Annotated in this window: 8 protein-coding genes; 3 read left to right on the forward strand and 5 right to left on the reverse strand. The window is 65.1% G+C overall.

The genetic code is table 11. The features are described from left to right. Positions 1–6: 6 nt before the first annotated feature. From xylA to J2X53_RS14915, 5 genes are all read right to left on the reverse strand, one after another. Entirely contained in the window at positions 7–1,308 is a 1,302-nt protein-coding gene (xylA, locus tag J2X53_RS14895) for a xylose isomerase (protein ID WP_349038286.1), read from the reverse strand. After that, the gene (gene xylB, locus J2X53_RS14900; protein ID WP_349038287.1) at positions 1,305–2,741 is read right to left on the reverse strand and encodes a xylulokinase; all 1,437 of its coding nucleotides are present in this window, start codon (positions 2,739–2,741) and stop codon (positions 1,305–1,307) included. The genes xylA and xylB overlap by 4 nt, the downstream gene beginning before the upstream one ends. Then, positions 2,741–3,502, reverse strand: a complete 762-nt coding sequence (locus tag J2X53_RS14905; RefSeq protein ID WP_103334254.1) for an ATP-binding cassette domain-containing protein — start codon at positions 3,500–3,502, stop codon at positions 2,741–2,743. Before J2X53_RS14905 ends, xylB begins: the two co-directional genes overlap by 1 nt. 10 nt (positions 3,503–3,512) lie before the next feature. Further along, positions 3,513–4,826 carry a sugar ABC transporter permease gene (locus tag J2X53_RS14910; protein WP_349038288.1) on the reverse strand — a complete coding sequence of 438 codons (1,314 nt, stop codon included), beginning with the start codon at positions 4,824–4,826 and terminating at the stop codon, positions 3,513–3,515. A gap of 157 nt (positions 4,827–4,983) precedes the next feature. After that, entirely contained in the window at positions 4,984–6,009 is a 1,026-nt protein-coding gene (locus tag J2X53_RS14915; protein ID WP_349038289.1) for a substrate-binding domain-containing protein, read from the reverse strand. A 213-nt stretch (positions 6,010–6,222) separates the two neighbouring features. Here J2X53_RS14915 and J2X53_RS14920 point away from each other — a divergent pair, with 213 nt between their 5' ends. The 3 genes from J2X53_RS14920 (at position 6,223) to J2X53_RS14930 (ending at position 13,354) form a co-directional block, all read left to right on the forward strand. Next, positions 6,223–7,503, forward strand: a complete 1,281-nt coding sequence (locus J2X53_RS14920) for an ROK family protein (RefSeq protein ID WP_349038290.1) — start codon at positions 6,223–6,225, stop codon at positions 7,501–7,503. A gap of 164 nt (positions 7,504–7,667) precedes the next feature. Beyond that, entirely contained in the window at positions 7,668–9,503 is a 1,836-nt protein-coding gene (locus tag J2X53_RS14925) for an autotransporter assembly complex family protein (RefSeq protein WP_349038291.1), read from the forward strand. Continuing rightward, a complete protein-coding gene (locus J2X53_RS14930) occupies positions 9,503–13,354 on the forward strand; it encodes a translocation/assembly module TamB domain-containing protein (protein ID WP_349038292.1) in 3,852 nt (1,283 codons plus the stop codon). Before J2X53_RS14925 ends, J2X53_RS14930 begins: the two co-directional genes overlap by 1 nt. Positions 13,355–13,356: the final 2 nt, after the last annotated feature.

Below are 13,356 nucleotides of genomic sequence, written 5' to 3' on the forward strand. Positions count from 1 at the left end.
GCCTCCTCAGATGTACTTGTTCCACAAGTTCTCCAGCCGCTCCTGCCGGCCCGACACCGGCTCCGGCTCCAGCCCCTCGGCCTCGACCCGCGCCGCTGCCGCTTCCAGCCCGCCGGTCAGCATCGCCTGCGCGGTGGGGGTTTCCCACCCGGCATAGCGTGCGCGCCGGTTGGCCTCCATCTCGTCCGACTCCAGCATCGCAGCAGCGCATTTCAGCGCCCGCGCGCAAGTGTCCATGCCGCCGACATGGGCAAGGATCAGATCTTCCGGGTCCAGCGACTGCCGCCGGATCTTGGCGTCGAAATTGGTGCCGCCGGTGGTATAGCCGCCCGCGCGCAGGATTTCGTAGAAGGCCACCGCCTTTTCGGCATGATTGTTGGGGAACTGGTCAGTATCCCAGCCCGACTGGTAATCATTGCGGTTCATGTCGATCGACCCGAAGATCCCCAGCGCCGCCGCCATCCCGATCTCATGCTCGAACGAATGCCCGGCAAGGATCGCATGGCCCTGCTCGATATTGGTCTGAACCTCTTTCTCCAGCCCGAATTCCTTGAGGAACCCGTAGACCGTCGCCACATCATAATCATACTGATGCTTGCTCGGCTCCTGCGGCTTTGGCTCGATCAGGATCGCGCCCTTGAAGCCGATCTTGTGCTTGTACTCCACCACCTGTTGCAGGAACCGGCCCGCATGGTCGCGTTCGGCCTTCAGATCGGTATTCAGCAGCGTTTCATACCCTTCACGCCCGCCCCACAGCACATAGTTCTGGCCGCCGAGCTTCATCGTGGCGTCCATGTTCGCCTTCACCGTTGCGGCGGCATAGGCATAGACATCCGGGTCCGGGTTGGTGGCCGCCCCCGACATCCAGCGCCGGTTTGAGAACATGTTCGCCGTGCCCCACAACAGCTGGGTCTTGTGGTCGGCCTGCTTCTGGCCAAGGTAGTCGACCATCGCGTCCAGATTGCGTTTGCTCTCAGCAAACGTCGCGCCCTCGGGCCGGATATCGGCGTCGTGGAAGCAATAGAACGGCGCGCCCAGAATATCGAACATCTCGAACGCCACATCGGCCTTCAGCCGCGCCAGATCCATGCTGTCGCCAAACCAAGGCCGCTGCAGGGTCTGGCCGCCAAACGGGTCACCGCCCGGCCAGGCAAAGCTGTGCCAATAGGCCACGGCAAAGCGCAGGTGGTCTTCCATCCGCTTGCCCAGAATGATCTCATCCGGGTTGTAATGACGGAACGCGAATTCGCTGGTGGCATTCGGCCCCTGATAGGTGATCACGGGGATGTTCTTGAAAAAATCGGTCATGTCAGGCCCTTGATGGCAGATTGTGCAAGAAGATGGCGGGCATGGCCCGCGTCGAAGGCGTCTTTGAGCGCCGGATCGGGCTCGACGACGCGGGCAATGGCGGGCAGGGTGGCCACTTCGGCCCCCGCACCCGTGGCTGCCATCAGCGCCAGACGGGCGGCGCCAAAAGCACCGCCAAAATCACCGGCCACCGGCACCTGCACCGGGCAGTTCAGCGCGGTGGCAATGGCGCGCAGCCAGTAGTCGGACTTTGAGCCACCGCCCACCGCCAGCAGACTGTCCAGCCGTGTGCCAGTCGCGGCCAAGGCATCGCGGCAATCGCGGAACGCGAATGTCACGCCCTCCAGAATGGCCCGCGTCGCCGCCTGCCGGTCGGTCGCATGTTCCAGCCCGACAAACGCACCCCGGACCGAGGCAGAGTTCAGCGGCGTGCGCTCGCCGCCCAGATAGGGCAGGAACAGCGTCTTGCCGGGGGCCTGCAACGCCCCCAGATCGCCGGTCAGGCTGGCGGCATCGCTGCCGGTCAGCTGCGCAAACCAGTTCAGCGCATCGGTACAGGCCAGAATGACCCCCATCTGATGCCAGGTATTCGGCAGGGCGTGGCAAAACGTATGCACCGCCGTCGCCGGATCGGGCTGATAGCCGTCATTTGCTGCAAACAAGACGCCCGAGGTCCCCAGCGACACAAACGCCTCGCCTGCGCGCACCACGCCGACCCCAACGCCAGACGCGGCATTGTCGCCGCCGCCACCCGCAATGACCACGCCCGCAGGCAGACCCCAGCGCGCGGCCAGCCCGGTGCGCAGGGTGCCCGAAACCTCGGACCCCTCCACCAGCCTTGGCATATGATCGCGTGTCAGCCCGGTGGCGGTCAGCAGATCATCCGACCAGTCGCGCGCGCCGGTATCCAGCCATGCGGTGCCCGCCGCATCCGACATCTCGCCCACGTGATCGCCGGTCAGCCACAGCCGCAGGTAATCCTTGGGCAGCAGCACCTTTGCCACCTTGTCCCACAAGGCAGGCTCATGCGCCTGCACCCACATCAGTTTCGGCGCGGTAAAGCCGGGGAACACGATATTCCCGGTCAAGCGCCGGAACATCGGGTCGTCATCCAGTTCTGCCGCTTCCACATGGCTGCGGCTGTCGTTCCACAAGATGCAGGGCCGCAACACCTGATCCGACGCATCCAGCAGCGTGGCCCCGTGCATGTGGCCCGACAGCCCGATGCCCTTGACCGCGCCCAGACCATGCGCCGACAATGCATCCAGCACCGTTTCCGCCGCTGCAATCCAGGCGTTCGGTGATTGCTCACTCCACCCCTCATGCGGGCGCTGTACGGTCAGGGGGGCGGTGGCCTCGGCCACCACCTCCTGCATGTCAGACATCAGAATGCCCTTCAGCCCCGAGGTGCCCAGATCCAGCCCGATATACATCAATAGGCCTTTGCCGGTTTCTTGCCCATGATGATCATGCCCAGAATGTCATCATCGGTGACGTCCCCGACATTCACCGTGCCCACCCGCTGGCCGTTCTTCATCACCACCGCGCGGTCGCACAGATCCATCACCGCATGAATGTCATGCTCGATCAGGAAAATCCCCAGACCCTGCCGCTTCAGCTCCTGAATAAGCTCGGCCACCATCTGGGTTTCCTGTGGCCCAAGCGCCGCCGTGGGTTCGTCCATGATCAGGATCTTGGCGTTGAAATACACCGCCCGCGCAATCGCCACCGATTGCCGCTGCCCGCCCGACAGCGCCGACACCGGCACGTTGAACTTGCGGAAGTTGGGATTCAGCCGCGCCATGATCTTGCGCGTCTCCGCCTCCATCTGCGCGTCATCGACAAAGCCCGCCGCCGTCACCAGTTCGCGCCCCAGAAACAGGTTCGACGCCGCATCCAGATTGTCGGCCAGCGCGAGGGTCTGGTAAATCGTCTCGATGTTATAGTGCCGGGCATCGCGCGGATTGCTGATCTCGGCTTTTTCGCCGTTGATATAGATCTCGCCCGCATCCTTTTGATACGCGCCCGACAGGCACTTGATCAGCGTGGATTTCCCCGCACCGTTGTGGCCCAAAAGGCCCACAACCTCGCCCGGATGCAGGTCGATGCTGACGTGATCGACAGCCTTGATCCCGCCGAAGGAAATCGAGATGTCGCGCATCTCGACCAGCGGAGTTCCTGTGTTCGTGGTCATGTCTGCCTCCTCACTTCGTGCGGGCGCGGTAAAGGTTGTCAAGATAGACGGCGAGCACCAGCACCATGCCCACCACGATCCGCTGGATCGCGGCATCAAAGCCGATCAGCACCATCCCCGATTGCAGCGACTGCATCACCAGCGCGCCAAGGATGGCGCCATAGATCGTGCCCACGCCCCCGGCCAGCGAGGTGCCGCCGATCACCGCCGCCGCGATTACATAAAGCTCATCCAAAGTGCCCAGCGCGTTGGTGGCCGAGTTCAGTCGGGCCGAGGCGATCACCGCCGCAATCCCGGTCAGCGCACCCATCAGCGCAAAGATCTTCAGCGTCATCCAGCGGGTGTTGATCCCCGCCAGCGCCGCCGCCTCCGGGTTGCCACCGATGGCAAAGACATAGCGGCCAAACCGGGTGCGGGTCATCAGAATGGTCATCGCAATGCCAACAGCGATCATAATCAGCACCGGAATGGCAAACCCGTGCGAGACAAAGGCATCTTCCGGCAGCTCCAGACGGCGCAGAATACCAACCGGAAGCGGATAGGCGTTCATCAGCAAGACAGATCCGATGATGGCACCACAGCCGATGGCCCCCAGCGTCACCTCAGCCCACATCGGGCGCTTGGGGAATTCATGCTTCACCCGCTGCTTGCGCCCGTTGATCAGCATCCAGACCACGCCCACGCAAGCCAGCAGCCCGACAATCCAGCTGCCGGTCGCGCCCACATTGCCGCCCGGCCCGCCGCCCAGCAGCGCGAATGTGCTGTCCACCGGCGAAATCGTCTTGCCGCCATTGGCGATGAACGCCATCCCGCGCCAGACCATCAGCCCGCCCAATGTCACGATAAACGACGGAATGCCGCGATAGGCAATCAGCCAGCCGTGAAACGCCCCGATCAGCGCCCCAAGCGAGATACCGACCACACAGGTGATGATCCAGATCGACCAATGCCCCAGCCCCAGGATCTGCGGCAGCACATCGACCTGCAAAATCCCCATCGTCATGCCGGTCACCCCGATCAGCGAGCCGACCGACAGATCAATGTTGCGGGTGATGATGACCAGCACCATCCCCGTCGCCATGATCCCGATGCTCGATGTCTGCACCGACAGGTTCCACAGGTTGCGCGGGGTCAGAAACGCGCCATTGCCGTTCACAATGGTGCCGTACATGTGAAACCCGCCCCAGATCAGCAACAGGGCGGCCAGCATGCCCAGAAGCCGGGTGTCAATCTCGGTCGCGGTCAGAAAACGCTTTACCGGATTGCCGCCGACAGCCGTATGGCCGGGCGTCACGGGTGGGACAGAAAGGGGGGTATTGGTCATGGAATCGTCCAACGCTATGGGGGACAGGGACATCTATCGAACGCGGCACCGCATGGCCGCGCCATGGATCAGCCGCTGGGCCATGCCGGCCCGCAAGATGCCGGAAAACGAAAGTTGCGGCGCGGCAGCCCGATCAGCCGCCGCGCCGCATCAGGCCTTATTCGCAGCCAACCACACCGGCGACAGCGCCCTCACAGGCCGCTTCCTTGGTGATATGGCCCGCGTCAATGGCGACGTTCAGGTTTTCCTTGGTCAGCGGGGTCGGAGCCAGCAGGATTGCGTTCATCTCGATGCCTTTTTCGCCGCCCGAGAACTTGGTCGCGCCCTCGATCGAGTCCAAAGCGCCGCCGTCTGCCAGAGCCGAGGCGATTTCGCCCGCAGCCTTGCCCAGCTGACGCGCATCTTTCCACACCGAAACGGTCTGGGTGCCACGTGCCACGCGGTTGATCGCAGCATGGTCGCCGTCCTGGCCACCGACCGGAATGGTCAGGCCCTGCGCGCCCAATGCGGCCACAACACCACCGGCCATGCCGTCATTCTGGCTCAGAACCGCGTCAACGTCGTTGTTCGCCGAGGTCAGGATCTGCTCCATGTTCTTCTGGGCATTTTCCGGCTTCCACCCATCCGAGAACGCTTCGCCGACGATGGTGATGTCGCCCGCGTCAACCGCGGCCTGAATCACCGACATCATGCCTTGCAGCAGGAACCCGGCATTCGGATCGCCCGGATCGCCCTTGATGATGGCATAATTGCCGGTCGGGGCAGCCGCGAACACGTTTTCCGCGATGATCCGGCCCACACCCACGTTGTCAAACGTCAGATAGAACGTGCGGTCATCCTCGATCAGACGGTCGTAGCCGACAACTGGAATCCCCTCATTGGCAGCGGCTTCAATCGCCGGCCCGATGGCATCCTTGTCCCAGGCGTTGATGATCAGTGCGTCAACGCCCTGAGCGATCAAGGCCTCCACATCGGTCAGCTGCTTGGCCGAAGACGATTCCGCATCGGCAGACACATATTCATTGCCGGCGGCCTCAAGTGCAGCCTTTACGGCTGCTTCGTCGATCTTCCAGCGCTCTTCCTGAAAGCTGCCCCAAGACACGCCGATCTTCTTTCCCTCTGCCAGAGCGGCAGATGAAAACCCTGCCGCCGCGATCACGGCGAGCACGATTGCATTACGCATGTGTATCCTCCCTATGGATGCAGCCAGCGTATGGCTGGTTCGGCAGATTCGCCGAGACTGGCAAAAATTGCCCCGATTAAATTCAGTTGTCAAAATAAAAATTGTGATGAAATCTAAAGGAGAGTAAGAAACAGCCTGTTTCACGCTGCTGTGCAGCAATTTTCGGGCGGTTCGTGCAGGGTGAGGCCGATAATTCGTTAGGATGCCAAAGAAATGCTGACACATTATTCAGCGGGTGACACAGGTGCTGGCCGCAAGGGCGTGGGTCCGCTGATCGCGCCTTTGTCCGATACGCTGCGCCCGCTGCGGCAGCAGGTGTTTGAATGCGTCCGCGCGGCCGGTCTGATTCCACGGGTGCAGGTCGCCAAGGATCTGGGCGTCAGCCCGGCCTCTGTCACCACCATCACCTCGGAACTGATCGATTCGGGCCTGATCGAGGAAATCGCCGCCCCCCCGCGCGAGGGCGAGACGGTGCGCGGTCGCCCCGCCGTGGCGCTCGGGGTGCGGGCCTCGGCGCATCGCGTCGTCGGCATGAAAATCTCTGACCGCGAACAAACCGCCGTGCTGGTCGATTTTGCCGGCAGTCTGATCGCCGAAGAATCGATCCCCCGCCGCCCCGGCCCGATGACGGTGGAGGAATTGCTGGTGGTGATCGAAACCCTGCTCGCCCGGGTCTGCGAAAAGGCCGGCGTCCGCCGCGCGGATCTGTCCGGCATCGGCATCGGCCTGCCCGGCTTTGTCGACAATGCCGAAGGCATGGTGCTCTGGACCCCGCTCCTTGACAGCCGCAACGTGGCGCTGGCCGCGCTGACCAGCCAGCGGGTCGGGCTTCCGGTCTGGGTGGACAATGAAACCAACCTCGTCGCCATGGCCGAACTGTGGTTCGGCGCGGGGCGGGGGCTGTCTGACTTTGCCGTGGTCACCATCGAGCATGGCGTCGGCATGGGCTTTGTGATGAACCACCGCATCTATCGCGGCACCCAGCGGGTCGGGCTGGAACTGGGTCATATCAAGGTGCAGCTTGACGGCGCGCTCTGCCGCTGCGGCCAGCGCGGCTGTCTGGAGGCCTATGTCGCTGACTATGCGTTGGCGCGCGAGGCGACCACCGCGCTGAACTGGGGCCACAAGGAAGGCCAGAGCATCACCGTGTTGCTGGAAAGCCTGTATGACCACGCCAAGGCCGGCAATGCCACCGCGCGCAGCATCTTTCGCCGGGCCGGGCGCTATCTGGCGGTGGGGTTGTCCAATGTCGTCAACCTGTTCGACCCCGCCCTGATCATCCTGTCGGGTGAGCGGATGCGCTATGATTACCTCTATGCCGCCGAAACGCTGGCCGAGATGGACAATCTGATGATCAACACCGGCCGACCGCGCACCCCGATCGAAATTCACGCCTGGGGTGTGCGGCTCTGGGCGCATGGCGCGGCGGCTCTGGCGCTGTCAGCGGTCAGCGAAACCCTGCTTGCGGCCAATCGCGACATCGCCGCGCAATAGGTTTTGCCGTGGCGCATGTCGCAGGACAATCCGCTTTGCGTCATTTGTGCCATAGTGGCGAAAAGACGCAAAATGTGAGGGCCAAAACCATGCCGGTGACCAGCAGTTGATTGCACATCGCCCCGGCTGTTGCGATACTCGCACCAATCGCCAGTGAGGTTCCTGTGACACAGCGCAGACACGCCCTGTCCCGCCTGCCCTTCGTGCTCTGCCTCGCGGGCGCGCTGACCCTCGGGCAGACCGGCCATGCCCTTGACCGTGTGCAGTTTACCATCACCGGGGCCGATACCGACCTTGGCGGCGCTTTGCGCAATGCCTCGGCGCTGCTGGCGCTGTCGAACGAAGAGGATCAGCCTGATCAGGTGCTTGCCGCCGCCCGTGCCGAATATGGCCGCCTCGTCGGCGCGCTCTATGCACAGGGCCATTACTCCCCCGTGGTTTCTGTCCTTCTGGACGGGCGCGAAGCCTCGGCCATCGCGCCGCTGGATGCCCCGCAGCGCGTTGCCCGCATCGAAGTGCGTGTCGATCCCGGTCCGCAGTTCCGCTTTTCCCAGACCGCGATCACCCCGCTGGCCCCCGAAACCGAGCTGCCCGATGGATTCGCCCCGGGTGAGCCTGCCCAAAGCGGTCTCGTTCGGCAGGCCGTCACCGCAGGCGTCGACGGCTGGCGCGCGCAGGGCCATGCCAAGGCCCGCGTCACTGGTCAGGATGTCGTGGCCGACCACCCCAACCGCACCCTCTCGGCCCGTGTCACGCTGGAGCCCGGCCCCCGCCTGCGCTTTGGCCCGGTCGATGTCACCGGCCACCAGCGTACCCGCGAAAACCGTGTGCGCAAGATCGCCGGCCTGCCGCAGGGTGAGGTGTATGATCCCGCCGAAATCGACCGCGCCGAAAACCGCCTGCGCCGCACCGGCACTTTTTCCTCCGTCACCATCACCGAGGATGAGGGCATCACCCGCCCCGACCTCTTGGGCACCACCATCACCGTGGTCGAGGAAAAGCCCCGCCGTCTCAGCTTCGGCGCGGAAATCTCCAGCCTCGAAGGGCTGGACCTGACCGCCGCATGGATGCACCGCAACCTGCTGGGCGGCGCCGAACGCCTGCGGATCGAGGCAAATGTCGCCAATATCGGTGCCAAAGACAACGGCATGGATTACGGGCTCAAGCTTACCATCGACCGCCCCGCCACGCTGACCCCCGACACCACCGCGCGCTTTTCCTCTGAAATCGCCCGTCTGGACGAGCCGGATTACCGCGCCGATCTGGGCCGCCTTGGCATCGGCTTTACCCATGTGTTTTCCGACAGTCTGACCGGGCGGGTGGATCTGGCCTACAGCATCATCGACGGCACCGAATTTTCCGAAGACCGCAGTGCCTCAACCGATTTTCAGTTCCGCAGCCTGTCGCTCCCCGTCGCCCTGACGTGGGACCGGCGCGACAACAAGGCCGACGCCAAACGCGGCTATTTCATCGAGGCCGAGGTCAAACCCTTCCTCGGGTTCGGCACCACCGGCTCGGGCCTGCGCGCCACCGCCGATCTGCGCGGCTATCGCGGCTTTGGGGCCGATGACCGCTTCGTTATCGCCGCCCGTGCGCAGGCGGGCATCATCACCGGGGCCAGTTTGCTGGAAACCCCGCGCGATGATCTGTTCTACTCGGGCGGCGGCGGCACCGTGCGCGGCCAACCGTTCCAGTCGCTGGGCGTCAACCTGCTGCGCGGCCCGGTCGAATACAAGATCGGCGGCAACCACTTCCTTGCCGCGTCGCTGGAGCTGCGCACCAAGGTCACCCGCAACATCGGCGTCGTCGGCTTTGTCGATGCCGGACGCGTTGATGTCGGCAGCTTCTTTGATGCCGCAGGCGACTGGCATGCGGGGGCAGGGCTGGGCCTGCGCTATGACACCGGCTTTGGCCCGATCCGCGTCGATATCGCCGCCCCGGTCGGCGGCACCACGGGCAAGGGCGTGCAGCTTTACGTCGGTCTGGGGCAGTCATTCTGATGCGCTGGCTCCTCTCCCTCGCCCTGATCGCCGCCCCTTGCGTCACCTTTGCGCAGGATGCTGAACCCGAAACCGAGGCCGAGCGCACAGATCGCGGCACTATCGTCGCCTTTCTGGAGGATAACCTCTCGGGCGCGGGTCGCCAGATCACTCTGCGCGGGTTTCAGGGCGCGCTGTCGTCGCGCGCCACCGCCACGCAACTGACCATCGCCGATGACGATGGCATCTGGCTGACGCTCAACGACATCGTGCTTGACTGGTCCCGCTCGTCGCTGCTGTCCGGACAAGTTTCGGTCAACGAACTGACCGCCGCCGAGATCATCGTCGCCCGCGCGCCTTTGTCCGAGAACGGCGCTCCCGCGCCCGAGGCATCTGGCTTTGCTCTGCCCGAACTGCCGGTCTCGATCGACATTTCCAAAATTTCCGCCGCCCGCGTGGTGCTGGGCGAGTCGCTGCTTGGCCAGCCGGTCGAGGGCAGCATCGAGGCGTCGCTCTCGCTCTCCGGCGGCAACGGGTCGGCAGATCTGACCATCAACCGCACCGACTCTGGCCCCGAAGGCCGCATCGACCTCGCGGCCTCTTATGCCAATGACACCACCCAGCTGTCGCTGTCGCTCAACGCGGTCGAAGATGCGGGCGGCATCGCCGCCACCCTGCTGGACCTGCCCGGCGCGCCCTCGGTCGCGTTGCAGATCACGGGCGAGGGGCCGCTTGATAACTTCGCCTCCACCATCGCGCTGACCAGCGACGGCGCCGAACGTCTGGCCGGCACCGTCACTCTGACGGGCACCGACACCGGCGGCCGGATGTTCAATGCCGATCTGGCAGGCGATCTGGCCCCGCTGTTCATCCCGCAATACGCGGATTTTCTGGGCGATGCCGTCAGTCTGAACGTCACCGGCCAGCGCAGCGCTGACGGGCGGCTCGATCTGTCCGCGCTCGATCTGCGCGCGCGTTCGGTGGAACTGCGCGGCCAGACCACAATCGCCGCCGATGGTCTGCCCGAGGTCATCGCGCTCAGCGGCTTCCTGCGCGACCCCGACAACAACCCGGTGCTGATCCCCGGTTTCGATGCGGGCGTCTCAGTCCGCTCTGCGCGGCTGGATATCGGCTACAACGCGGTCACCGACGAATCCTGGCGCGCCGTGATCGAGGCCGAAGACGTGACCACGCCCGAGGCCAGCCTGACCCGGCTGGATCTGCGCGGTTCCGGCCGGATCTCGCGCACCCCGGTGGGCCGGGTCATCGGCGGCAGCTTCACGCTGACCGGATCGGGCGTCGCGCTGCAAGACCCCGGCCTGTCGATGGCGCTTGGCGAGACCGTCACCGCCTCCACCCGGCTGTTCTGGCAAGAGGGCACCGGCGTCACCCGCATCGGCGCGCTTGACCTGACCGCTGGTCCGGTCACCCTGTCTGCGGGCGGCGAAATCGCAGGCCTGACCGAGGGTTTCCGTACCCGTGGCCGCCTGACGGTTGAGGCGACCGACCTCTCCCCGCTGTCCGGCCTCGCCGGTCGCCCGCTGTCGGGGCGTGGCACCATCACCGCAAGCGGGCAGGGCAGCCCGCTGGCCGGTGACTTTGACGTGCAGGCCCGGATCGACGGCCAGAACCTGACCGTCGATATCCCCGAAGCCGACAACCTGCTGCGCGGCCCCGCCAGCGTGGCACTCGACATCCGCCGCGACACCACCGGCACCGTGTTGCGCAGCTTTGCCGTCCGCGCGCCCTCGCTTGCCGCCGATGGCTCCGGCACCCTCACCTCCGACCTCGCCGACCTGAGCCTGACCCTGCGGATGGACGACCTTTCCCGCCTCGGCCCCGATTACGGCGGCAGCGTCACCGGCACGATGCAGCTGTCGGGCCCGCTCACCAGCGGTCAGGCCCGGATCGAAACCGACCTCACCGCCAATGCCCTGCGCACCGGCATCGCCGAGGCGGACCGGATGCTCAACGGCACCTCGCAGGTCGCCCTCATCGCCAACCTGATCGACAACACCCTGATCGTCGAGCAGCTGAACGTCACCACCCCCGGCGCCACCGCTTCCGCCACCGGCCTGCTGGCGACCAGCGGCAGCGACATCACCGCGCAGCTCAGCCTGCAAGACCTCTCGCGCCTGCGCCCCGAATTTGGCGGCCGGATCAACGCCAACGCGACCTTCAAGGGCACCCCCGACACCGCCGCATTGACCCTTGCCGCCGAGGCCGGGGATCTGCGCTTTGGCGTCACCAATACCAACCGCCTGCTCTCGGGCACCTCGCAGCTCAGCGCCGCGCTGCGGCTTGAAGACGGCCAGCTCCGCATCGATGACCTGTCGCTCAGCAACCCGCAGCTGACCGCACAGGCCACCGGCCGCCTGACCGACACAAGGCGCGAGATTGACCTGACCGCCCGGCTCGTCAACCTTGGCCTCTTGTTGCCGGAATTCCCCGGCCCGGTCACCCTGTCCGGCACCGCCGTCGACACCGGCGGCGCCTATACCCTGTCCCTCACCGGGACCGGCCCCGGCAGCATCGACGCCCGGGTTGCGGGCACCATCGCCACCGATTTCCGCACCGCCAACCTGACCGTGCAGGGCAGCGCACAGGCTGGGCTCGCCAACCCCTTCCTTGGCAACCGCGTCGTCTCCGGCCCGCTCAGCATCGACCTGCGCCTCAACGGCCCGCTCGCGCTGTCGTCGCTGTCGGGCCGCGTCGGCCTGTCCGGCGGCACCCTCGCCGATCCCGCATTGCCCTTTGCCTTGCAGGCCATCGACGCCAGCGCCACCCTTGCCGGAGGCTCCGCCCAGATCGCCACCACCGCCATTGTCTCCAGCGGCGGCCGCGTCTCGCTCTCTGGTCCGATCAGCCTGACCGCGCCCTATCGCGGCGACCTTGGTCTCACCCTGTCCGGCGTCATTCTGCGCGACCCGCAGCTCTATGAAGCGCTCGCCAACGGCCAGCTGCGCATCACCGGCCCGCTGACCGGCGGCGCGCTGATCGCCGGGCGCATCGCGCTGCCGCAGACCGAAATCCGCATCGCCCCCACCGGCTTCAGCGGGCAGGAACTGATTGACGGGCTGGAACACATCGGTGAACCCGCCGCCGTGCGCGAAACCCGCCGCCGTGCCGGCCTGATCGAAGACGCCAGCGCCAACGGCCAGACCACCCCCACCCGCCCGTTTGAGCTCGACGTTGAAATCTCGGCCCCGAACCAGCTGTTCATCCGGGGCAGGGGGCTGGATGCCGAACTCGGCGGCACCCTGCGCCTTACCGGCACCACCGACAACATCGTCCCCTCGGGCGCGTTCGACCTGATCCGGGGCCGCCTTGACATCCTCGGTCGCCGCCTGACCCTGACCGAAGCCTCGCTGCAACTCGAAGGCGATTTTGACGCCAATCTGCGCATCATCGCCAGCACCGAAAATGAAAACGTCACCAGCTCTGTCGTGATCGAAGGCTCGGCCAATGATCCGCAGGTCAGCTTCACCTCCAGCCCGCAACTCCCGCAGGAAGAGGTGCTGTCGCAACTGCTGTTCGGCAGACGGCTGGAATCACTCTCGGCGCTGCAGGCGCTGCAACTGGCCAATGCCGTTGCCACCCTCGCCGGGCGCGGCGGGGAGGGCATCGTCAGCCGCCTGCGGCAGGGCTTTGGCCTCGATGACCTTGACGTGCAGACCTCTGCCGATGGCACCACCCAGCTGACCGCCGGCAAATATCTGACCGAGAATGTCTATTCCGAAATCGTGGTCGATCAGAACGGCAAAAGCCAGATCAACCTGAACCTCGATATCAGCGACAATGTCACGCTCAAGGGCCGGGTCGGGGCCGATGGCAACACCGGCATCGGCGTGTTCTATGAACGCGACTATTGACG

The sequence above is a fragment of the Pseudotabrizicola sp. 4114 genome (genome assembly GCF_031457365.1).
In the GTDB taxonomy this organism is placed as follows: Bacteria; Pseudomonadota; Alphaproteobacteria; order Rhodobacterales; family Rhodobacteraceae; genus Pseudotabrizicola.

Bases quoted from the DNA above. Each gene is read 5' to 3' on its own strand.
- J2X53_RS14905 (WP_103334254.1), bottom strand. From the start codon at position 3,502: ATGACCACGAACACAGGAACTCCGCTGGTCGAGATGCGCGACATCTCG.
- J2X53_RS14930 (WP_349038292.1), top strand. From the start codon at position 9,503: ATGCGCTGGCTCCTCTCCCTCGCCCTGATCGCCGCCCCTTGCGTCACC.
- xylB (WP_349038287.1), bottom strand. From the start codon at position 2,741: ATGTATATCGGGCTGGATCTGGGCACCTCGGGGCTGAAGGGCATTCTG.
- xylA (WP_349038286.1), bottom strand. From the start codon at position 1,308: ATGACCGATTTTTTCAAGAACATCCCCGTGATCACCTATCAGGGGCCG.
- J2X53_RS14910 (WP_349038288.1), bottom strand. From the start codon at position 4,826: ATGACCAATACCCCCCTTTCTGTCCCACCCGTGACGCCCGGCCATACG.
- J2X53_RS14920 (WP_349038290.1), top strand. From the start codon at position 6,223: ATGCTGACACATTATTCAGCGGGTGACACAGGTGCTGGCCGCAAGGGC.
- J2X53_RS14915 (WP_349038289.1), bottom strand. From the start codon at position 6,009: ATGCGTAATGCAATCGTGCTCGCCGTGATCGCGGCGGCAGGGTTTTCA.